The following is a 22397-nucleotide window of genomic DNA, read 5'->3' as shown; positions in this document are numbered from 1 at the left end:
CCGTGGCCTTCATCGTCAATGGCGTTCTTAATTTGTGCGACGACGTGTTAACGCCACGCCAGCGCCCGTCAGTGCGCCTACAATCCCCCACATGATCATCAGGAATGCACGACGTGGGCTATCGCGTTTTACAGGTTCTTCAGGCGTTCGCAAATAACGATAGGTCTGAAAACGCGGGTCCAGCGTTGGACCTACATTCAGGGTGTTGAGCATGGCGCGGTTTTGATCGTAGTCGAGGTCAAAATCAGGGCCAACGGCCTGCAGGTTTTCCAGACGAGCCTGCAGCATCGGACGACCAAGCAGGAACATTTCAGAATCAGGCAGTTCATCCGCCGGAACGTCCGTTTCGCTGCGAGAAATATTGTGCTGTTCCGCAATTTTGAGTGCCTGTTCAATGTTATGAACACGGCGGGAGAATATGGCTTTAGCCACCTCTTCCTGACGTTTTACCTGCGCTTTCATCTGGATGGTACGGGCCGCCCAGGCGCCTTTTAGTTCTTCATTAAGATGACTTGCGGCGCGCTGGCTGGCAAAAGCGACATACTGGCGCAACAGGTTATTGGCATCCGGCGCCGTCTCTGCAATCAGTTTGACGCTGTCATTAACATTACGCAGCGCATCGCCCGGCATAAACTGAATGTTGTTAATCAGGTCATCCAGCAGCGCGGCATCGGCTTTGCTGTTGCCCACCATGCGTTGCTTGTAATAATCCGTCTGGCTCCAGAAATCACGACGCGTGTCCCAGGAGGCCAGTTGCATGACAAACTCTTTATACGCCTCATCCATGACGGAAGCCTGATCGGGCGTCGCCAGATTTGCCTTGATATCCAGGTTGCGCAGGAACTGCTGCTGGGAATAGTATCCCCCCAACATGTTAACAGTGGGTTTGTCAGTTATCGCCGTTGCACTCCATTCCTGTTTTGCAAAAAAGGTATACGCGAGTGCAACTAATGCGAAGCCCAGTGCAATGCCTGCAATCCACAGTTTTCCGGCCCATAAAGTGCGAAACAAGCCACGTATATCCAGCTCATTCTCGGTCATCTCTGATTTTGCTCCCACCAACGGTTGAGTCATCACAATCCCAGTTTATTTAGTTAAAGTTGGATTATTACCACTATTTCGACGCATCCTGCGTTTTACACGCTTAATGAAACGAGCGACTTTCCATGCGCGTTTAATGCAATAGCCATACAGAGAAAACGCTAGCAAGAACAGTACCAACATAACCCACTCAGGTACAAACTGTGCGTATTCAGCTGCCACACCAATTCCCGCCAGAATAGCAGCAGCCAGTGTAATAAGCACAAATGCCTGACGGGAAGTGAACCCGGCTCGCATGATTAAATGATGAATATGCTGGCGGTCAGCGGAGAACGGACTCATCCCTTTACGCAATCGGCGATACATAATCGCAACCATATCCATCAATGGGATGGCAATGATCCATAACGCGGTTACCGGGCTAATGGGATGGACTTTACCTTGTGTGGTTTCCAGCAAGATCCAGATGATTGTAAAGCCGATCAGAGTGCTACCGGCATCACCCATAAACACTTTATATCGGCGGCCTAACGCTCCCAGATTTAATAAGATATAAGGAAGGATGGCCGCGATCATGGCAAAACACCACATGGCCAGGCTGTATTGACCGTCAAACCATAAAATGAAACCGATAGCAGCAAATGAGACGCAGGACAATCCACCGAGCAAGCCATCTATGCCGTCCACCATGTTGAATGCGTTTATTGCAACCCATACAGCAAATAGTGTCAGGAAATAGCCAAACGGGCCCAGTAACATCTCCCACGACCCAAAAATATAGCCGAGGCTGCTTAGATGAAGCTTTGCGAACACCATCATAGCAATGCCGACCGCGGCCTGAACGATAGCGCGAATTTTGACACTGATGTCGTAACGATCGTCGAGCGCCCCAACCAAAACCAACACCGTCGCACACATCAGGTACAACTTAACATGCGGAACATAGTAGTCAGCAATGGTGAAGGTGAAGCAAAGGCCAGCAAAAACAGAGATTCCCCCTACAAGAGGGATCATCCCCTGATGGCGCTTCCGGAAGTTGGGTTTATCCACTAACCCCAGATATTTCGCCACCTTACGTGCAAAAAACAGAAAGCAGGTGGTGAATAAAAAAATACTGGTTAGTTCAGTAAACGTATCAAGTAGGTCCACAATGGATGTTCTCAACAAATGTTAGTCGCGGAAGTATAACCATGAAGGCGCAAAGCCTGAAGGCATAAAGCAAACCTCTAACAACCCCATTTGTTTATTATTCAGACAATTAATGTTTTTACTGTGCCAATAGTCTTAATTGTCGCACCGACCGGTCAAAATTGGGAGTGTGTGGTAATAGCGTATAGTCCATAAAAGAAAAACGCCACGTAAAAACGTGGCGTTCACTGGCTTTATTTGCGTTACGAGCGCTTCATCATGTCGAAGAAATCGTCGTTGGTTTTGGTCATCGCCAGTTTGTTAATGAGGAATTCCATGGCGTCGATTTCACCCATTGGGTGGATAATTTTGCGCAGGATCCACATTTTCTGCAGCTCTTCCTGAGTGGTGAGCAGCTCTTCCTTACGGGTACCGGAACGGTTGTAGTCGATAGCCGGGAAGACACGTTTTTCTGCAATCTTACGAGAGAGGTGCAGTTCCATGTTACCTGTCCCTTTAAACTCTTCGTAGATCACTTCGTCCATTTTGGAGCCGGTATCGATAAGAGCCGTCGCGATGATGGTCAGGCTACCGCCCTCTTCCACATTACGTGCAGCACCGAAGAAGCGCTTCGGACGATGCAGGGCGTTGGCATCTACACCACCGGTCAGTACTTTACCGGAAGCCGGAACCACGGTGTTGTAGGCACGCGCCAGACGGGTGATGGAGTCGAGCAGAATGATAACGTCTTTCTTGTGCTCAACCAGGCGTTTCGCCTTCTCAATAACCATTTCCGCAACCTGAACGTGACGGGATGCTGGCTCGTCAAAGGTCGACGCCACAACTTCACCTTTCACCAGACGCTGCATCTCGGTCACTTCTTCCGGACGTTCGTCAATCAGCAGTACCATCAGCACGCAGTCAGGGTGGTTGTAGGCAATGCTCTGCGCGATGTTCTGCAGCAGCATGGTTTTACCCGCTTTTGGCGGTGCCACAATCAGACCACGTTGACCACGACCAATTGGCGAAGCCAGATCCAGCACGCGCGCGGTTAAGTCTTCGGTAGAACCGTTACCACGCTCCATACGCAGACGAGAGTTCGCATGCAGCGGCGTTAAGTTCTCGAAGAGGATCTTGTTACGCGAGTTTTCCGGTTTGTCGTAGTTAACTTCGTTAACTTTCAACAGCGCAAAGTAGCGTTCACCCTCTTTTGGAGGACGAATCTTACCTGAAATGGTGTCACCAGTGCGGAGGTTGAAACGGCGGATTTGGCTGGGGGATACGTAGATGTCGTCAGGGCCGGCGAGGTAGGAACTGTCTGCAGAGCGGAGGAAACCAAATCCGTCTTGCAATATCTCCAGCACACCGTCGCCAAAGATATCTTCGCCACTCTTAGCGTGCTGCTTCAGGATGGCGAAAATGATGTCCTGCTTGCGCATACGAGCCTGGTTTTCCAGTCCCATATTTTCGCCGAGAGTGATCAGCTCAGAAACCGGCGTATTCTTTAATTCGGTAAGATTCATAATGGTGTGGGTTCTTAAACTCGGGGTGATTCTCGAACTTAATGTTGTGAATGGTATGGCAGGGTCATCCATGCCTGTTTAGCGGCCATCAACTCATGTCTGTTCGCTGTCTGGTCACAGGGAAAGAACGCAGATCTGAAACGACAAGACGGATTGAGTGACAAGCCCGGAATTTAGCCACTTCACGCACTGTTTAAGTTAACAACGGGAAGTTTCGGGTAAAACAAGATTCAAACAACAAGATATGTTTAAAACGAAGTCATAGCTAACTTAGCACGACTTAAGCCGGGCGTCCAGAGTTGCACATCATTTTGGCCTCTGGACGCGCAGCGGAGAAACCTTACGCCAGGTTAGCGTCGAGGAACTCTTTCAGTTGACCTTTGGACAGTGCGCCCACTTTGGTCGCCGCCACTTCGCCGTTTTTAAACAACAGCAGGGTCGGGATGCCACGGATGCCGTATTTTGGCGCGGTACCCGGGTTCTGGTCGATGTTCAGCTTGGCAACGGTCAGTTTGCCCTGATATTCGTCAGCGATCTCATCCAGAATCGGGGCGATCATTTTGCAAGGACCACACCATTCAGCCCAGAAATCGACGAGGGTCAGCCCGTCAGCCTTAAGTACGTCCGTGTCAAAACTGTCGTCAGTCAGGTGAATAATTTTATCGCTCATATATAACTCCACAGGAATAAGCCTGGTGCGTTGGTTTCGCCTTCATCAACGACGTGTTGATGTCGCATTAACCAACTAAAGGTTGACTTTATTTCACCGGATACGCTTTCGTAAAGCAATAGTAAGCTGATATTCTACCACACTATGAGCAAAACACATTTAACAGAACAGAAGTTTTCCGACTTCGCCCTGCACCCAAAAGTGATTGAAGCCCTTGAAAATAAAGGCTTTCATAACTGCACGCCCATTCAGGCTCTCGCCCTGCCGCTGACGCTGGCCGGTCGTGACGTAGCAGGGCAGGCGCAAACCGGTACTGGCAAAACGATGGCGTTTTTAACGTCAACGTTTCATTATTTACTTTCTCATCCAGCGATTGCAGACCGCAAAGTTAACCAGCCGCGCGCGCTTATCATGGCTCCGACGCGAGAACTGGCGGTACAGATCCACGCAGACGCTGAACCTCTGACGCAGGCGACCGGCCTGAAGATTGGCCTGGCTTACGGCGGCGATGGCTACGATAAGCAGCTGAAAGTACTGGAAAGCGGCGTGGATATCCTGATCGGTACCACTGGCCGTCTTATCGATTATGCAAAACAGAATCACATTAACCTCGGCGCAATCCAGGTTGTGGTGCTGGATGAAGCCGACCGTATGTACGATCTGGGCTTCATCAAAGACATCCGCTGGCTGTTCCGTCGCATGCCTCCGGCGAACCAGCGTCTGAACATGCTGTTCTCCGCTACCCTTTCTTATCGCGTACGCGAGCTGGCGTTCGAGCAGATGAACAACGCCGAATATGTGGAAGTGGAGCCGGAGCAGAAAACAGGTCACCGCATTAAAGAAGAGCTCTTCTATCCTTCCAATGAAGAGAAAATGCGCCTGCTGCAAACGCTGATCGAAGAAGAGTGGCCAGATCGCGCCATTATCTTCGCGAACACCAAACACCGCTGTGAAGATATCTGGGGCCATCTGGCTGCGGATGGTCACCGTGTGGGTCTGCTGACCGGCGATGTGGCACAGAAAAAACGCCTGCGTATTCTCGACGAATTTACCCGTGGCGATCTCGATATTCTGGTCGCAACCGACGTGGCCGCGCGTGGTCTGCACATTCCCGCCGTCACGCACGTCTTCAACTATGACCTGCCGGATGACTGCGAAGACTACGTACACCGCATTGGTCGTACCGGTCGTGCAGGCGCAAGCGGTCACTCCATTAGCCTTGCGTGTGAAGAATATGCGCTGAATCTCCCGGCGATTGAGGCCTACATTGGTCACTCTATTCCACAGAGTAAATACAATCCGGATGCGCTGTTAAGCGAACTGCCGCCGCCTAAGCGCCTTACCCGCGCCCGCTCCGGCAATGGCCCGCGTCGTTCTGGCGCACCGCGTAATCGTCGTCGTTCAGGTTAAGAAAATATGCTCAGCTCCACCTCGCTTTATGCGGCAATTGATCTCGGTTCGAATAGTTTTCATATGCTGGTTGTGCGCGAGGTGGCGGGAAGCATACAAACGCTGACGCGCATTAAGCGCAAGGTCCGCCTCGCGGCGGGCCTGAGCAGCGATAATTATCTCTCCCCCGAAGCCATGGAACGTGGCTGGCAGTGTCTGCGTCTCTTTGCCGAACGCCTGCAGGATATTCCCCATTCGCAAATTACCGTTGTCGCCACCGCGACGCTGCGCCTGGCAGTCAATGCCGTGGATTTTATTGCCAAAGCGCAGGAAATTCTCGGGTGCCCGGTTCAGGTTATCAGCGGTGAAGAAGAAGCACGTCTGATCTATCAGGGTGTTGCGCACACGACGGGCGGCGACGATCGCCGTCTGGTCGTCGATATCGGGGGTGCCAGCACCGAGCTCGTCACCGGCACGGGCGCGCAGGCGACCTCGCTGTTCAGCCTGTCGATGGGCTGTGTGACCTGGCTTGAGCGCTACTTTGCCGATCGAAATCTCGGTAAAGAGAACTTCGACGAAGCGGAAAATGCCGCCCGCGAGGTGTTACGTCCGGTAATGGACGAACTGCGCTATCACGGCTGGAAAGTCTGCGTGGGTGCGTCAGGTACCGTGCAGGCGTTGCAGGAAATCATGATGGCCCAGGGGATGGACGAGCGGATCACGCTTACCAAGCTCCAGCAGTTAAAACAGCGCGCGATTCAATGTGGTCGCCTGGAAGAGCTGGAAATAGAAGGCCTGACGCTGGAACGCGCGCTGGTCTTCCCGAGCGGCCTGGCCATTTTGATCGCCATTTTTACCGAGCTGAACATCCAGTGTATGACGCTGGCCGGTGGTGCGCTGCGTGAAGGGCTGGTCTACGGAATGCTGCATCTTTCGGTTGATCAGGACATCCGCACCCGAACCCTGCGTAACGTACAGCGTCGCTTTATTGTCGATACCGATCAAGCGCAACGGGTAGGTCAGCTGGCATCACTGTTTGCCGATCAGGTAAAAAATAGCTGGGATATTGACCCGTTGAGCCGCGATCTGCTGCTAAGTGCCTGCGCGCTGCATGAAATTGGGCTGAGCGTCGAGTATAAGCAGGCGCCGCTGCACGCAGCCTGGCTGGTGCGTAATCTCGATCTGCCGGGCTACACGCCGGCACAAAAGAAGCTGCTGGCAACGTTACTGTTGAACCAGACCAACGCCGTTGACCTCTCCTCGTTACATCAGCAAAACGCTGTGCCGCCACGCGTGGCCGAGCATCTGTGCCGCCTGCTGCGTCTGGCAATTCTGTTTGCCAGCCGACGTCGCGATGATTTGCTGCCCAATATTCATCTGGTGGCGGATGACGAAAGGCTGTCTCTGACGCTGCCGGAAAACTGGATTGATAATCACCCGCTTGGGGCAGAGATGATTGAGCAAGAGTGCCAGTGGCAGAGCTATGTCCACTGGGCGCTTGAAGTGAAGTAACACGCTGTGCATTGCCGGGCGGCGGCTTCGCCTGACCCGGCCTGCAAGTTTTTATCCCTTCTCTTTGGCTTTTGCCAGCATGGCGCGAATGTTCGCGACGTTAGCCTGACCTTTGTGCATCCGTTCTTCAGCGGTAATCACCTTGCGCTCCTGCTCCCAGATCAGGTCATCCTGCGGCAACTCCAGCAGGAAACGGCTCGGCTCAGGGCGAACCAGTTCCCCATACTGACGGCGCTCTTTACACAGCGTAAATGTTAATTCTTTCTGCGCGCGGGTAATGCCCACATAGGCCAGACGACGCTCTTCATCGACGTTATCTTCATCAATGCTGCTCTGGTGCGGCAGTAAGCCCTCTTCCATGCCGACCAGGTAGACATACGGAAACTCCAGCCCTTTAGACGCATGCAGCGTCATCAGTTGAACCTGATCGGCTTCCTCTTCGCTCTCTCCGCGCTCCATCATGTCGCGTAGCGTAAAGCGGGTAACGACCTGGGTCAGGGTCATCGGCTCGTCGATTTCTGAGCCTTCCAGCATTTCCGTCATCCAGCTGAATAGCTGGTTAACGTTTTTCATCCGCATCTCTGCCGCCTTCGGGCTGGCAGAGGTTTCATACAGCCAGGACTCATAGTCGATGCCGTGGATCAGATCGCGAACGGCAGCAACCGGTTCGCGCTCCGCCAGACGCTGGACTTCGCCAAGCCAGTGGGTAAAGCGGGTTAAGGAATCATAACCGCGCCCGGTTAACGTCTGGCTCAGCCCCATATCGAAGCTGGCGGTGAACAGGCTTTTGTTGCGCGTCATCGCCCATTCACCGAGCTTTTGCAGCGTCGCCGGGCCGATTTCACGTTTCGGCGTGTTCACGATACGCAGAAAGGCGCTGTCGTCATCCGGGTTGGTGAGTACACGAAGATAGGCCAGCAGATCTTTGATTTCAGGGCGCGAGAAGAAGGAGGTTCCGCCGGAAATTTTGTAGGGGATGCGGTTCTGCATCAGCATCTTTTCAAAGACGCGCGACTGGTGGTTGCCGCGATAGAGGATCGCGTAATCTTTATATTCCGTTTTATTGACGAAGTGGTGCGCAATCAGCTCGCCCGTCACGCGCTCCGCTTCATGCTCTTCATTATTGGCACTGAGCACTTTGAGCTCCGTGCCATAGCCAAGTTCCGAGAAAAGGCGTTTTTCGAAGACGTGCGGGTTATTGGCAATCAGGATATTTGCCGCTTTCAGGATGCGCCCGGATGAGCGGTAGTTCTGTTCCAGCTTGATCACCTGCAGCGCCGGAAAATCTTTGCTCAGCAGCACCAGGTTTTGTGGGCGCGCACCGCGCCAGGAGTAGATAGACTGGTCATCATCGCCTACCACGGTGAAACGCGCGCGCTGTCCCACCAGCAGCTTCACCAGCTCATACTGGCTGGTGTTGGTGTCCTGGTATTCATCCACCAGCAGATAGCGTATTTTGTTCTGCCAGCGTTCACGCACCTCTTCATTACGCTGCAACAGCAGCGTGGGCAGCAGGATCAGATCGTCAAAATCCAGCACGTTACACGCTTTCATATGTGCATCGTACAGACCGTAGCAGTGAGCGAAGATGCGATCCCGCTCACCTTTGGCGCTTGCCGCCGCCTGAGCGGGGGTCATCAGATCGTTTTTCCAGTTGGAGATCGTCGAGATCAGCTGCTGCAACAGCACTTTGTCATCTTCGATCAGCCCCTCGGTAAGCTCTTTAAGCAATGCCACCTGATCGGTGTCGTCGAAGAGCGAGAAGTTAGACTTCATCCCCAGCGCCGCGTATTCACGTTTGATGATATCCAGCCCCAGCGTGTGGAACGTGGAGATCATCAGGCCTCGCGCCTCTTTACGCCCCAGCGTCTGGCCGACACGCTCTTTCATTTCGCGCGCCGCTTTGTTGGTAAAGGTCACCGCAGCGATATGCCGGGCCTGATAGCCGCAGCCGCGGATCAGGTGGGCGATTTTGTTCGTGATCACACGCGTTTTGCCGGAGCCAGCCCCCGCCAGCACCAGACACGGTCCGGTGACAAATTCGACAGCTTGTTGTTGTCCGGGGTTTAAACGCATAAATGATCACTCAATGAAAGTCAGGAGGGGAGAATAACAGCGTGGTAGTATAGCGAGCCTAATCCATACCACTCAAGGCACGATCATGGCAAAAACAGCAGCAGCACTGCATATCCTTGTTAAAGAAGAGAAACTGGCTCTGGATCTTCTGGAGCAGCTCAAAAACGGCGCCGACTTCGGCAAGCTGGCGAAGAAGCACTCCATTTGCCCGTCAGGCAAACGCGGCGGTGACTTAGGGGAATTCCGTCAGGGTCAGATGGTTCCGGCGTTCGACAAAGTGGTCTTCTCCTGCCCGGTACTGGAGCCGACTGGCCCGCTGCACACGCAGTTCGGCTACCACGTGATCAAGGTCCTCTATCGCAAATAAAAAGCCGGGTGGCGGCTGCGCCTTACCCGGCCTACGTCTTAGCGTTTTGTAGGTCGGGTAAGCGAAGCGTCACCCGACAAGGTTGTTAACCCGCTACCGCGATACGTTTCATATCGGTCATGTAGCCACGCAGTTTGTGACCTACTTTCTCGATCTGGTGGCTGCGAATCGCTTCGTTCACATCGCGCAGTTGCGCGTTGTCTACCGCACCTTCCGCAATGGCTTTGCCCAGATCGCCCGACTGCAGGGTAGTCATGAACTCTTTCAGCAGCGGTACGCATGCATAAGAGAACAGGTAGTTGCCGTACTCAGCGGTATCAGAGATAACCACGTTCATTTCGTACAGACGCTTACGGGCGATGGTGTTCGCGATCAGCGGCAGCTCGTGCAGAGATTCGTAGTACGCAGACTCTTCGATGATGCCGGAATCCACCATGGTTTCGAACGCCAGCTCAACACCTGCTTTTACCATCGCGATCATCAGTACGCCTTTGTCGAAGTACTCTTGCTCGCCGATTTTACCTTCATACTGTGGCGCAGTTTCGAACGCGGTCTTACCGGTCTCTTCACGCCAGGTCAGCAGTTTCTTATCATCATTCGCCCAGTCAGCCATCATGCCGGAAGAGAACTCGCCGGAGATGATGTCATCCATATGTTTCTGGAACAACGGCGCCATAATGGTTTTCAGTTGTTCGGACAGCGCGAAAGCACGCAGTTTCGCCGGGTTGGACAGACGATCCATCATCAGCGTGATACCGCCCTGCTTCAGCGCTTCGGTGATGGTTTCCCAGCCGAACTGAATCAGTTTTTCTGCGTATGCCGGGTCGGTACCCTCTTCCACCAGCTTATCGAAGCACAGCAGTGAACCGGCCTGCAGCATGCCGCACAGAATGGTCTGCTCGCCCATCAGGTCAGATTTCACTTCAGCCACGAAGGAAGATTCCAGAACGCCCGCACGGTGGCCACCGGTAGCCGCTGCCCATGCTTTAGCGATCGCCATCCCTTCGCCTTTCGGATCGTTTTCCGGGTGAACCGCGATCAGCGTCGGCACGCCGAAGCCACGCTTGTACTCTTCACGGACTTCTGTACCCGGACACTTCGGAGCCACCATCACTACGGTGATGTCTTTACGGATCTGCTCGCCCACTTCAACGATGTTGAAGCCATGAGAGTAACCCAGCGCCGCGCCGTCTTTCATCAGCGGCTGAACGGAGCGCACAACATCAGAGTGCTGTTTGTCTGGCGTCAGGTTAACAACCAGATCCGCCTGCGGGATCAGCTCTTCGTAGGTACCCACTTTGAAGCCGTTTTCGGTCGCTTTACGCCAGGAAGCGCGTTTTTCAGCAATTGCTTCTTTGCGCAGGGCGTAAGAGATATCCAGCCCGGAGTCACGCATGTTCAGGCCCTGGTTCAGACCCTGCGCGCCACAACCGACGATGACCACTTTTTTACCCTGAAGGTAGCTCGCGCCATCAGCAAATTCATCGCGCGCCATGAAGCGGCATTTGCCCAGCTGCGCCAGCTGCTGGCGCAAGTTCAGTGTATTAAAGTAGTTAGCCATGGGTGATACCTCGTGATGTTGTGTGTCTTATTGTTCGGTTCGCGTTTCAGCGAGAATGTACCCACATTACAACAGGAAATTTATTGCGGAAATTGATATATTCACAACGTCACGTTGCAATATCTGCAATGTAAAAAGGGGGAGTGGAATCCGTGGATTTACGCGATCTGAAAATGTTCCTGCATCTGGCGGAAAGCCGCCATTTTGGCCGTAGCGCCCGGGCCATGCACGTCAGCCCGTCCACGCTTTCGCGCCAGATCCAGCGCCTTGAAGAGGACCTCGGCCAGCCGCTGTTTGTGCGGGATAATCGCACCGTTACCCTCACGGAAGCGGGCGAAGAGCTGCGGGTCTTTGCTCAGCAGACGTTGCTGCAGTATCAGCAGCTACGACACGCCATCGATCAGAAAGGGCCGTCTTTATCCGGCGAGCTACACATTTTCTGTTCCGTAACGGCCGCCTATAGCCATCTTCCTCCTATCCTTGACCGCTTCCGCGCGGAGCATCCCTCGGTTGAAATTAAGCTCACCACCGGCGATGCCGCCGATGCCATGGAAAAAGTCGTCACAGGCGAAGCCGATCTGGCCATTGCCGGGAAGCCCGAAACCCTGCCGGGCGCGGTGGCGTTCTCTATGCTGGAGAATCTGGCGGTGGTGCTGATCGCCCCGGCGCTACCCTGCCCGGTGCGTAATCAGGTGTCGGTGGAAAAGCCGGACTGGTCATCGGTGCCGTTTATCATGGCCGATCAGGGTCCGGTGCGACGCCGTATCGAACTCTGGTTCCGTCGTCAGAAAATCAGTAATCCGTCGATTTACGCGACGGTGGGCGGACACGAGGCGATGGTCTCGATGGTGGCGCTTGGCTGCGGCGTGGCGCTGCTGCCGGAAGTGGTGCTGGAAAACAGCCCGGAACCGGTGCGCAATCGCGTGATGATTCTGGAGCGCAGCGACGAAAAGACGCCGTTCGAGCTTGGCGTGTGTGCACAAAAAAAGCGGCTGCATGAGCCGCTTATTGATGCGTTCTGGAAGATATTGCCGAACCATTAAAGTCGGGTGGCGCTACGCTTACCCGACCTATACGCAGACCTCCCCTTAGCCCGCGAGGAAGAAGCGGAACGCCGGGTTGTGCGTTTCATCATGGCACTCATAGCCCAGCTCGTTCAGACGCGTTTCGAAATCCGGCTCGTGCTCGGCCAGTTCAAACGCGGCCAGCACGCGGCCATAGTCGGTGCCGTGGCTGCGGTAGTGGAACAGCGAGATGTTCCAGTGCGTGCCCAGCGTATGCAGGAACTTCAGCAACGCGCCCGGGGATTCCGGGAATTCAAAGCTGTAAAGACGTTCTTTAAGCGGCTTCGACGGACGACCACCGACCATATAACGCACGTGCAGCTTCGCCATCTCATCGTCAGAGAGATCGACCACGCTGTAGCCGCCTTCGTGCAGCAGGTGGAGGATCTCTTTGCGCTCTTCCAGACCGCGGCTTAAACGCACGCCGACAAAAATACAGGCGTCTTTCGCATCGGCAAAACGGTAGTTGAACTCCGTTACCGAACGGCCGCCAAGCAGCTGACAGAACTTCAGGAAGCTGCCCTTCTCTTCCGGAATGGTCACCGCCAGCAGGGCCTCACGCTGCTCACCCAGCTCGCAGCGTTCAGAAACGTAACGCAGACCATGGAAGTTGACGTTAGCGCCCGAGAGCACGTGCGCCAGGCGCTCGCCGCGAATGTTGTGCTGGGCGATGTATTTTTTCATTCCAGCCAATGCCAGCGCGCCGGACGGTTCCGCCACCGCACGCACATCCTCGAAGAGATCTTTCATCGCCGCACAGATCGCATCGCTGTCGACGGTGACGATGTCGTCAAGATACTCCTGGCACAGACGGAAGGTTTCGTCGCCAATACGTTTCACCGCCACGCCTTCGGCAAATAGCCCAACGCGCGGAAGATCGACCGGATGACCCGCATCCAGCGCGGCCTTCAGGCAGGCTGAATCTTCCGCTTCCACGGCAATCACTTTGATCTGCGGCATCAGCTGTTTGATCAGCACCGCCACGCCTGCGGCTAAGCCACCGCCGCCCACCGGAACAAAAACGCGGTCAAGATGGGCATCCTGCTGCAGCAGTTCCAGCGCCAGGGTACCTTGTCCTGCAATCACCATCGGATGGTCGAACGGCGGTACCCAGGTAAAGCCCTGCTGCTGCGCCAGCTCGATCGCTTTGGCTTTTGCTTCGTCAAAGTTAGCGCCGTGGAGCAGCACTTCGCCGCCGAAGCCACGCACCGCATCCACTTTGATATCTGCCGTGGCAACCGGCATCACGATCAGCGCTTTCAACCCCAAACGGGCAGACGAGAACGCCACACCCTGCGCGTGGTTGCCCGCCGACGCGGTAATCACGCCGCGTGCTTTTTGCTCGTCGGTCAACCCGGCCATCATCGCGTAGGCCCCGCGCAGCTTGAAGCTGTGCACCGGCTGACGGTCTTCGCGCTTCACCAGAATCACGTTGTCGAGGCGCGAAGAGAGTTTTTCCATTTTCTGCAGCGGGGTGACCTGCACTGCTTCATAGACCGGCGCGCGTAGCACTGCCCGGAGATATTCCGCCCCCTCAGGGGCGGCGGATAAGGGTTGTGACTCGGCCATCATTAGCCCCCAAGTTTCGATTTATCGCGTACCGCGCCTTTGTCTGCACTGGTCGCAAGGCTCGCGTAAGCGCGCAGGGCGAAGGAGACTTCACGCTGGCGGTCCTTCGGCGTCCAGGCTTTATCGCCGCGCGCTTCCTGTGCTTCACGACGAGCCGCGATCTCCTGATCGCTCAGCTTGAGCTGGATCCCGCGATTCGGAATGTCGATTTCAATCAGGTCACCGTCTTCGATGATCGCAATGTTGCCGCCACTCGCTGCTTCCGGTGATACGTGGCCGATGGAGAGACCGGACGTACCGCCCGAGAAACGTCCGTCGGTGATCAACGCACAGGCTTTACCGAGGCCCATCGATTTCAGGAAGGTGGTTGGGTAGAGCATCTCCTGCATGCCTGGACCGCCTTTCGGCCCTTCGTAACGGATGACCACCACGTCGCCTTCCACAACTTTGCCGCCCAGGATGGCGTCTACCGCCTCGTCCTGGCTTTCGTACACTTTGGCCGGGCCGGTGAATTTCAGGATGCTGTCATCCACGCCCGCGGTTTTTACGATGCAGCCGTTTTCCGCAAAGTTGCCGTACAGCACGGCCAGACCGCCGTCTTTACTGTAGGCGTGCTCCAGCGAACGGATGCAGCCTTCGGCGCGGTCATCATCCAGGGTGTCCCAGCGACAATCCTGAGAGAAGGCCTGCGTGGTACGAATACCGGCCGGACCCGCGCGGAACATGTTTTTCACCGCCTCATCCTGAGTCAGCATCACGTCATATTTATCCAGCGTCTGCGGCAACGTCAGACCGAGAACGTTCTTCACATCGCGGTTCAGCAGCCCGGCGCGATCCAGCTCGCCAAGAATACCGATGACGCCACCCGCACGGTGTACGTCTTCCATGTGGTATTTCTGGGTGCTTGGCGCGACTTTACACAGTTGCGGCACTTTGCGGGACAGCTTATCGATATCGCTCATGGTGAAGTCGATTTCCGCTTCCTGCGCCGCAGCCAGCAGGTGCAAAACGGTGTTAGTAGAACCGCCCATGGCGATATCCAGCGTCATGGCATTTTCGAACGCCGCCTTGCTGGCGATGTTGCGCGGCAGCGCGCTGGCATCGTCCTGCTCGTAGTAACGTTTGGTCAGTTCAACAATGCGCTTACCGGCGTTGAGGAACAGCGCTTTACGGTCAGCGTGCGTCGCCAGCAGCGAACCGTTGCCCGGCTGAGAGAGGCCCAGCGCCTCGGTCAGACAGTTCATGGAGTTGGCGGTGAACATCCCGGAACAGGAGCCGCAGGTTGGGCACGCGGAGCGTTCCACCTGGTTGCTCTGCTCGTCAGACACTTTTGGATCCGCGCCCTGGATCATCGCATCGACCAGGTCGAGCTTGATGATTTTGTCAGAAAGCTTGGTCTTGCCCGCTTCCATAGGACCACCGGAGACGAAAATCACCGGAATGTTCAGACGCAGGGAAGCCATCAGCATCCCTGGGGTGATTTTGTCGCAGTTGGAGATACAGACCATGGCATCCGCACAGTGAGCGTTAACCATGTATTCCACCGAGTCGGCAATCAGCTCGCGCGACGGCAGTGAATAGAGCATGCCCCCGTGCCCCATTGCGATACCGTCATCCACCGCAATGGTGTTGAATTCTTTCGCCACACCGCCCGCAGCTTCAATTTGCTCAGCAACCAGTTTGCCGAGATCGCGCAGGTGCACATGGCCCGGCACAAACTGGGTGAAGGAGTTCACCACGGCGATGATAGGTTTACCGAAATCAGCGTCGGTCATCCCAGTGGCGCGCCACAGTGCGCGGGCACCCGCCATGTTACGGCCGTGGGTGGTGGTGGCGGAACGATACTTAGGCATGCTTTATTTACTCCCGTCTGACTATTAAATGGGACGGTGCGTGCCGTCCCATATTTATGCTTATTGATTAACCTGATCCAACCAGCCGTATTTATCTTCTGTTTCGCCGGTGAAGAGGCCGAAGAAGGCTTGCTGAATACGTTTGGTAACCGGGCCACAGCGGCCTGCGCCCACCTGAATACCGTCTACACTGCGAACCGGCGTGATCTCAGCCGCCGTACCGGACATAAAGACTTCATCGGCCAGATACAGGGATTCGCGAGACAGAACCTGTTCACGCACTTCGATACCCAGATCTTTCGCCAGCTTAATGATGGCGTCACGGGTAATACCCGGCAGGGCTGAAGAGGTAAACGGCGGGGTGAACAGGATACCGTCTTTCACTTCAAACAGGTTCTCACCTGCACCTTCAGAGATATAACCGTTCACATCCAGCGCGATGCCTTCCTGGTAGCCGTGGCGGCGCGCTTCGCTGCCGACCAACAGTGAGGAGAGGTAGTTACCGCCCGCCTTGGCCGCAGTTGGGATGGTATTAGGCGCCACGCGGTTCCAGGACGAGACCATTGCGTCGATCCCTTGCTCCAGCGCTTCTGCACCCAGGTACGCCCCCCACGGGAACGCAGCAATGATCACGTCAGTGGTGTAACCGGCTGGCGGGTTTACGCCCATGCCCACGTCACCCACGAAGACCAGCGGACGAATATAGGCGCTGGTCAGGTTGTTCTTACGAATCACCTCGCGGCAGGCTTCCATCAGCTCATCAACGCTCTGAGAAACCGGGAAACGATAAATTTTGGCTGAGTCATGCAGACGCTGCATATGTTCACGATGACGGAACACCACTGGCCCTTTGTGAGAGTCGTAGCAACGGATGCCTTCAAACACAGACGTACCGTAGTGCAGCGCATGGGACATCACGTGGACCTTCGCGTCCTCCCAACGAACCATCTCACCATTGAACCAAATGTAATCAGCTTTTTTTGTCGTCATTTTCTCTTCCTGTCACGCTCAGGCGCGGATTTGTTGTGATGTGGTTGTGCTCTGGCAGATGGCAACATGGGCAACATCCACCAGCTTTGATAACTGACTAAACAGTAAGTCGACCGGGCGCGGGCTGGCAACGGTTAATTCGATACTGATGTTTTGGGCGTCAGTGGCCGTCTCCATATTCATAGAGCAAATCTGAAAGCCACGATGACGGACCACGCGCAAAACGCGTTCTAATGTCTCTGGATTGAAGCGAGCCTGAACGGCGACCTGATGTTGCATCATGATAATTTCTCCAGCATTTGTGAGTTACTGGCACCTGGCGGTACCAACGGCCAGACGTTCTCAAGCTCGTCGATTGAGACATGAAGCAGGTAAGGCCCTTCGCTTGACAGCATGGTGTCGAGTGCCGCTTCAACCTGGTCTTTACGGGTGATGTGCTGTCCAGGAATGCCAAAGGCGCTGGCCAGAGTGAGGAAATCGGGGTTATCAGTCAGGGTGGTTTCGCTGTAGCGCTCCTCGAAGAACAGCTGCTGCCACTGGCGAACCATCCCTAAACGCTGGTTATCGAGCAACACGATCTTCAGCGGCAATTGTTTACGCTTAACGGTGCCCAACTCCTGAACGTTCATCATGAAGGAGCCGTCACCGGAGATACAGATGACCGTATCGTTTGGACGGGCAACCTGAGCACCCACCGCGGCAGGCAGGCCGAAGCCCATCGTGCCTAATCCGCTGGAGGTGATGAAGTTTTCCGGGCGGGTGTAGGTCATGTGCTGCGCAGACCACATCTGGTGCTGGCCGACATCGGTCGTCACTACGCTGTCTGCCGGTTTACGGTCAGACAACTGCTTCAACAGCAGCGGCGCATAGATGGCCTCACCCGGATGGTCGTAACGCCAGGCGTGCTCGGCACGCATTTCAGCCGTGTGCTGGCGCCACTCGCCGATATTCAAAGGCTGCTGTAACGCCGGCAGCAGCGTGTTGAGATCGCCCTGCAGCGCAACATGCGCCTGACGCAGCTTGTTCATTTCCGCCGGGTCGATATCCATATGGATAACTTTGGCGTTTGGCGCGAAGGTATTCAGCTTGCCGGTCACGCGATCGTCAAAACGGGCACCGACGGCAATCAGCAAATCACACTCCTGCACCGCCAGGTTTGCCGCTTTGGTGCCGTGCATCCCCAGCATGCCCAGGTAGTATGGGTAGTCAGCATCCACTGCGCCCAACCCTTTCAGCGTGCAGGTGGCAGGCATTTGCGTTACCGCGATAAATTCGCGCAGGGCCGGAACTGCCTGTGCCATGCCGACGCCGCCGCCGACGTACAGCATCGGCTGGGCTGCCTGCGCCAGCATCCGACGCGCCTCTTCGACTGCCGCATGCGGGAACGCATCGTCACTCTCAACGGTGGAGAAGTGCGGTTCCAGCTCGCCGAGTGCGACCTGAATATCTTTCGGGATATCCACCAGAACCGGGCCAGGACGGCCAGAGCTGGCAATACGGAACGCTTCCGCCATCACGCCTGGCAGTTCTTCGAGGGACTGCACGAGGAAGCTGTGTTTGGTGCAGGCCAGCGACAAGCCGAGCACATCGACTTCCTGGAAGGCATCGGTACCGATGAAGGGTGAGGCCACCTGGCCGGTGATCGCCACCACGGGAACGGAATCGAGCAGCGCGTCAGCCAGACCGGTGATCAGGTTTGTGGCGCCCGGTCCAGACGTTGCCATGCAGACGCCCGTTTTACCGGTGGCACGTGCATAGCCAATGGCCGCCATGGCTGCGCCCTGCTCGTGTCGGCACAAGAGGTGTTCCACGCCGCCGTCATACAGTGCATCGTAAATCGGCATAATTGCGCCTCCCGGATAACCAAAGACGGTTTCGACTCCCTGTGCGCGCAACGCATGTACTACCCACTGTGCCCCATTCATAGTTAGTTCCCCGTCATAAATCGGGAGAAACAGAATTTTGTGCTATTTGTCATTCTCTGCTCCTCGTTTAAGTTTTTTAGTCATAAAAAAACCCCCGGACCTTTCGGTGCGGGGGTCTTAGTTCGTTAAGGCTTGATTTCTAAGCCTTTCCTCGTCCAAGTGCAGCCCCGCACGGTGGGATAATAATCACCACCACGCTAATCACGACCAGGCTAATCACTAGTAGAAGGGCTGTCATTTTCAGTTCTTTGTGCATCTTGTTCGAAGGAATGCCTAAAGAGTTATCACAGTTATCAAACCAAACACAAGATTTATTTATGACGGATTTGATTAGCAGGCAAATCATATTCCTGAAAAGCTTTGTTTTATATAAGGAAATTAGATAGTGAATATTTTTCATTTTTTTGGCGTGTTTTAGCGCTCTGCAACGTTCCGTCCTTCTCTTTGCGAGATAGCTTCCGAATGAGTGAAATAGTTACACTATGTCGCTAAAAAGCAGGAATGAGCGTCGTAAATCAGCCAACTGACGCTCAACAGGCAAAATCAATACTGACATAGTGACTCACTGAGGAGGTGCTTATGTCACTGTCAGTTGTTTACACGCGCGCGGCTATCGGAGTAAAGGCACCGCTTATTTCTGTGGAGGTTCATCTGAGTAATGGGCTCCCTGGGCTAACGCTTGTCGGCTTGCCAGAAACCACGGTCAAAGAAGCCAGAGATCGGGTTCGCAGCGCAATTATCAATAGCGGTTATACCTTCCCCGCCAAGAAGATCACGATCAACCTTGCTCCCGCAGATCTGCCCAAGGAGGGCGGACGATACGATTTACCTATCGCTATTGCGCTTCTCGCAGCCTCTGAGCAGATCAACACTGCGAGGCTAGGCTCGTACGAGTTCATTGGCGAACTGGCGCTTACAGGCGCGTTAAGAGGCGTTCCTGGCGCCATCTCTGGTGCGCTGGAAGCCATTCATGCCGGTCGACAAATTATTGTAGCCAATGAAAATGCCTCAGAAGTGAGCCTGATTGCCGAGAAAGGATGCCTGGTCGCGGGGCATTTACAGGAAGTCTGCGCGCACCTTGAAGGCCGACATACGCTCTCCGAGCCAGAGGAAACCGGAGATATCCTGCCTGAAACCCCGGACGACCTCAGCGATATTATCGGGCAGGAGCAGGGGAAGCGGGCACTGGAGATCACCGCAGCCGGAGGACATAACCTGTTGCTGATTGGCCCGCCGGGAACAGGGAAAACCATGCTGGCGAGCAGGCTGAATGGGTTATTGCCACCACTCAATAATCATGAGGCACTTGAAAGCGCAGCGATATTTAGCCTGGTGAGCTCTGCATCATTGCAAAAACAGTGGCGACGACGCCCTTTTCGCTCTCCCCATCACAGTGCCTCCCTGACGGCCATGGTCGGAGGGGGCTCCATTCCGGGGCCGGGAGAGATCTCGCTGGCACACAATGGCATCCTGTTCCTTGATGAACTGCCTGAGTTTGAACGCCGCGTACTGGATGCCCTGCGGGAACCTATCGAATCTGGCGAGATCCATATCTCCCGCACGCGCGCCAAAATAAGCTACCCGGCACAGTTCCAGCTGGTTGCTGCCATGAACCCCAGCCCATCAGGCCATTATCAGGGAAATCATAATCGCTGCACGCCTGAGCAGACGCTGCGCTATCTGGGGAAGCTGTCAGGCCCTTTCCTCGATCGTTTTGATTTATCCCTGGAGATCCCCTTACTGCCCCCTGGTTTGCTCAGCCAGACAACGATACGCGGTGAGAGCACAGCGAAGGTTCGCGAACGGGTTATCACCTCACAGGCCCGACAGTACGCTCGTCAACATAAGCTAAATGCGCGTCTGGATAATGCTGAGATTCGGCAGTTTTGCCATCTTAAGGCTGAGGATGCCTGCTGGCTTGAAGAGACATTGACGCGATTTGGGCTCTCGATCCGTGCATGGCAGCGCCTGCTGAAAGTGGCTCGCACTATTGCCGATGTGGAAGGAGACCCAGAGATTGAAAGACACCATCTGCAGGAAGCGCTGAGCTATCGCGCCATAGATCGGTTGTTGCTGCACCTGCAAAAATTACTGGCATAAAAAAAGGAGCCGAAGCTCCTTTTCTCATCAACTTAGTCGTCAGACTCGGTGTAGTCTTCAGCACCTTCCATCTGCGGCTTACCGCCAGACAGCGTATGGAAACGCTTTGGACGCTTGATGCGTGCCATGTACTTGATCCATACACGTTCTGCTTCAGACTGCGGCTCACGCTCACCGCGACAAACAGCAACAAACTGTTTTTCGTCTTCAGTCGCAGGCTCACGTTTACCCAGATCCAGCTCGTTAAAGGCATAACCATGACGCTCAAGCAATTGCGCCTCTTTGATGGTGAAATCGCCGTGACGAGAGAACCCGCGTGGATAATTTTTATTGTCGAAAAAACGATTAGTCGTCGTAAAGCTTTCCGCCATCCTACACGCTCCTAATTCTTTGGCCGAGCTATTTATGGCGCGGAGTATTAGTTACGCTTGACAGAGTGTAAAACAAAACATTTAAATCATAACGACAAATAATTTTGTGGAGAAAGATGTGGATACGGAATTGCTAAAAACTTTCCTTGAAGTGAGCAGGACACGCCACTTCGGGCGAGCAGCTGAAGCCCTCTATCTGACGCAGTCAGCGGTCAGTTTTCGTATTCGACAGCTGGAAAATCAATTGGGTGTGAATCTATTTACCCGTCACCGCAACAATATCCGCTTAACGCCGGCCGGTGAGAAACTGCTCCCGTATGCAGAAACGTTGATGAATACCTGGCAGGCGGCCCGTAAAGAGGTGGCTCATACGTCCAGGCACAATGAGTTCTCGATTGGGGCCAGCGCCTCTCTGTGGGAATGTATGCTCAGTCAGTGGCTTTCGCGGTTATACCATTCGCATGGGCATTTGCAATTCGAGGCCAGAATTGCGCAACGCCAGTCGCTGGTTAAGCAACTTCACGAGCGCCAGCTTGATCTGCTGATCACCACTGAAGCCCCCAAGATGGACGAATTTAGCAGCCAGATTGTCGGACAGTTTGGTCTGGCTCTGTATGCTTCTGAGCCTGCGATGATGAAGTCCGATCTAACCTATCTGCGGCTTGAATGGGGCCCCGATTTTCAACAGCATGAAACCGGTTTGATCGCCCCTGACGATGTTCCACAGCTAACAACCAGCTCAGCGGAGATCGCCTGCCAACAGCTTTCCTTGCTAAAGGGCTGCACGTGGTTACCCGTCTGCTGGGCAGACAGTAAACCGGGACTCCATACCGTACTGGATTCCACTACGCTTTCCAGGCCGCTGTATGCAATCTGGCTGCAGAACAGCGATAAGCAATCGCAGATAAAAGATCTATTAAAAATCAATATTATGGAATGATTGACCAGCCAGCATAATGGCTGGCTGCAGTTTTTGATTAGGAAGGGATTTTGGCCTTGTTGAAGGCAAAAAAAATCCTTTGCCGAAGCAAAGGATTCTATATGGCAGGGGCGGAGAGACTCGAACTCGCGACACCCGGTTTTGGAGACCGGTGCTCTACCAACTGAGCTACGCCCCTAAAGTTTTTTGCCATTAAGCCTGACGACAAGGCAGGCTTAATGTCTTAATAAGTGGCGGAACGGACGGGACTCGAACCCGCGACCCCCTGCGTGACAGGCAGGTATTCTAACCGACTGAACTACCGCTCCACCGAAGACT

General features: G+C 54.6%; 20 protein-coding genes and 2 tRNA genes. 6 read left to right on the top strand and 16 right to left on the bottom strand.

All coding sequences use genetic code 11. From position 1 onward, the window contains the following. Positions 1-27: 27 nt before the first annotated feature. The 4 genes from wzzE to trxA form a co-directional block, all read right to left on the bottom strand. Entirely contained in the window at positions 28-1074 is a 1047-nt protein-coding gene (gene wzzE / locus ACOTZF_RS20180) for an ECA polysaccharide chain length modulation protein (RefSeq protein ID WP_038985276.1), read from the bottom strand. 12 nt (positions 1075-1086) lie between these two features. After that, the gene (gene wecA, locus ACOTZF_RS20175) at positions 1087-2190 is read right to left on the bottom strand and encodes a UDP-N-acetylglucosamine--undecaprenyl-phosphate N-acetylglucosaminephosphotransferase (RefSeq protein ID WP_013099278.1); all 1104 of its coding nucleotides are present in this window, start codon (positions 2188-2190) and stop codon (positions 1087-1089) included. Positions 2191-2432: 242 nt separating this feature from the next. After that, the gene (gene rho / locus ACOTZF_RS20170; RefSeq protein WP_001054528.1) at positions 2433-3692 is read right to left on the bottom strand and encodes a transcription termination factor Rho; all 1260 of its coding nucleotides are present in this window, start codon (positions 3690-3692) and stop codon (positions 2433-2435) included. A gap of 340 nt (positions 3693-4032) precedes the next feature. Beyond that, the gene (gene trxA / locus ACOTZF_RS20165) at positions 4033-4362 is read right to left on the bottom strand and encodes a thioredoxin TrxA (RefSeq protein ID WP_004386384.1); all 330 of its coding nucleotides are present in this window, start codon (positions 4360-4362) and stop codon (positions 4033-4035) included. Positions 4363-4506: 144 nt separating this feature from the next. On the opposite strand from trxA, the gene rhlB reads away from it, so the two are divergent. Beyond that, positions 4507-5772, top strand: coding sequence for an ATP-dependent RNA helicase RhlB (gene rhlB, locus ACOTZF_RS20160; protein WP_013099279.1), 1266 nt, complete (start codon positions 4507-4509; stop codon positions 5770-5772). 6 nt (positions 5773-5778) lie between these two features. Then, positions 5779-7263, top strand: coding sequence for a guanosine-5'-triphosphate,3'-diphosphate diphosphatase (gene gppA / locus ACOTZF_RS20155; protein WP_013099280.1), 1485 nt, complete (start codon positions 5779-5781; stop codon positions 7261-7263). Positions 7264-7314: 51 nt separating this feature from the next. Here gppA and rep read toward each other — a convergent pair whose 3' ends face one another. Then, positions 7315-9339, bottom strand: a complete 2025-nt coding sequence (gene rep / locus ACOTZF_RS20150; RefSeq protein ID WP_013099281.1) for a DNA helicase Rep — start codon at positions 9337-9339, stop codon at positions 7315-7317. 85 nt (positions 9340-9424) lie between these two features. Between rep and ppiC the strand changes: the two genes are divergently transcribed. Beyond that, the gene (gene ppiC, locus ACOTZF_RS20145; RefSeq protein ID WP_013099282.1) at positions 9425-9706 is read left to right on the top strand and encodes a peptidylprolyl isomerase PpiC; all 282 of its coding nucleotides are present in this window, start codon (positions 9425-9427) and stop codon (positions 9704-9706) included. Between the two features lie 85 nt (positions 9707-9791). Here the strand turns inward: ppiC and ilvC are convergent, their stop codons facing one another. Further along, a complete protein-coding gene (gene ilvC, locus ACOTZF_RS20140) occupies positions 9792-11267 on the bottom strand; it encodes a ketol-acid reductoisomerase (protein WP_129317595.1) in 1476 nt (491 codons plus the stop codon). Positions 11268-11419: 152 nt separating this feature from the next. On the opposite strand from ilvC, the gene ilvY reads away from it, so the two are divergent. Then, a complete protein-coding gene (gene ilvY / locus ACOTZF_RS20135) occupies positions 11420-12310 on the top strand; it encodes an HTH-type transcriptional activator IlvY (RefSeq protein WP_013099284.1) in 891 nt (296 codons plus the stop codon). A 45-nt stretch (positions 12311-12355) separates the two neighbouring features. Here the strand turns inward: ilvY and ilvA are convergent, their stop codons facing one another. The 7 genes from ilvA to ilvL all read right to left on the bottom strand — a co-directional run bounded on the left by ilvA (position 12356) and on the right by ilvL (position 18906). Beyond that, entirely contained in the window at positions 12356-13900 is a 1545-nt protein-coding gene (gene ilvA, locus ACOTZF_RS20130) for a threonine ammonia-lyase, biosynthetic (protein WP_029883119.1), read from the bottom strand. A gap of 2 nt (positions 13901-13902) precedes the next feature. Then, the gene (ilvD, locus tag ACOTZF_RS20125) at positions 13903-15753 is read right to left on the bottom strand and encodes a dihydroxy-acid dehydratase (RefSeq protein WP_013099286.1); all 1851 of its coding nucleotides are present in this window, start codon (positions 15751-15753) and stop codon (positions 13903-13905) included. A 60-nt stretch (positions 15754-15813) separates the two neighbouring features. Continuing rightward, positions 15814-16743 carry a branched-chain-amino-acid transaminase gene (ilvE, locus tag ACOTZF_RS20120; protein ID WP_013099287.1) on the bottom strand — a complete coding sequence of 310 codons (930 nt, stop codon included), beginning with the start codon at positions 16741-16743 and terminating at the stop codon, positions 15814-15816. A gap of 18 nt (positions 16744-16761) precedes the next feature. Next, complete coding sequence (ilvM, locus tag ACOTZF_RS20115) at positions 16762-17025, bottom strand: acetolactate synthase 2 small subunit (protein ID WP_003860184.1); 264 nt, start codon at positions 17023-17025, stop codon at positions 16762-16764. Beyond that, the gene (gene ilvG, locus ACOTZF_RS20110) at positions 17022-18668 is read right to left on the bottom strand and encodes an acetolactate synthase 2 catalytic subunit (RefSeq protein WP_038985284.1); all 1647 of its coding nucleotides are present in this window, start codon (positions 18666-18668) and stop codon (positions 17022-17024) included. The genes ilvM and ilvG overlap by 4 nt, the downstream gene beginning before the upstream one ends. A 2-nt stretch (positions 18669-18670) precedes the next feature. After that, a complete protein-coding gene (gene ilvX / locus ACOTZF_RS20105) occupies positions 18671-18721 on the bottom strand; it encodes a peptide IlvX (RefSeq protein WP_102046757.1) in 51 nt (16 codons plus the stop codon). 86 nt (positions 18722-18807) lie between these two features. Beyond that, positions 18808-18906: an ilv operon leader peptide gene (gene ilvL / locus ACOTZF_RS20100; protein WP_023620831.1), complete on the bottom strand. Its 99-nt coding sequence runs from the start codon at positions 18904-18906 to the stop codon at positions 18808-18810. 341 nt (positions 18907-19247) lie between these two features. Here ilvL and ACOTZF_RS20095 point away from each other — a divergent pair, with 341 nt between their 5' ends. Next, positions 19248-20768, top strand: a complete 1521-nt coding sequence (locus ACOTZF_RS20095; RefSeq protein WP_310825373.1) for a YifB family Mg chelatase-like AAA ATPase — start codon at positions 19248-19250, stop codon at positions 20766-20768. 32 nt (positions 20769-20800) lie between these two features. Here ACOTZF_RS20095 and ACOTZF_RS20090 read toward each other — a convergent pair whose 3' ends face one another. Beyond that, positions 20801-21139, bottom strand: a complete 339-nt coding sequence (locus ACOTZF_RS20090; protein ID WP_013099290.1) for a DUF413 domain-containing protein — start codon at positions 21137-21139, stop codon at positions 20801-20803. A gap of 118 nt (positions 21140-21257) precedes the next feature. Between ACOTZF_RS20090 and hdfR the strand changes: the two genes are divergently transcribed. Next, on the top strand, positions 21258-22079 hold the full coding sequence (hdfR, locus tag ACOTZF_RS20085; protein WP_020685959.1) for an HTH-type transcriptional regulator HdfR: 822 nt from the start codon (positions 21258-21260) through the stop codon (positions 22077-22079). A gap of 102 nt (positions 22080-22181) precedes the next feature. On the opposite strand, the gene ACOTZF_RS20080 is transcribed toward hdfR, so the two are convergent. Together ACOTZF_RS20080 and ACOTZF_RS20075 are read right to left on the bottom strand one after the other, a co-directional pair. Next, positions 22182-22257 (bottom strand) — tRNA-Trp (locus tag ACOTZF_RS20080). 53 nt (positions 22258-22310) lie between these two features. Continuing rightward, a tRNA-Asp gene (locus tag ACOTZF_RS20075) sits at positions 22311-22387 on the bottom strand. Positions 22388-22397 lie beyond the last annotated feature (10 nt).

The sequence above is a fragment of the Enterobacter cloacae complex sp. SHL021 genome, assembly GCF_049237765.1.
Taxonomy (GTDB): domain Bacteria; phylum Pseudomonadota; class Gammaproteobacteria; order Enterobacterales; family Enterobacteriaceae; genus Enterobacter; species Enterobacter cloacae.
Note: the sequence above shows the minus strand (reverse complement) of the source record. Positions and strands in the feature narration are given on the sequence as shown.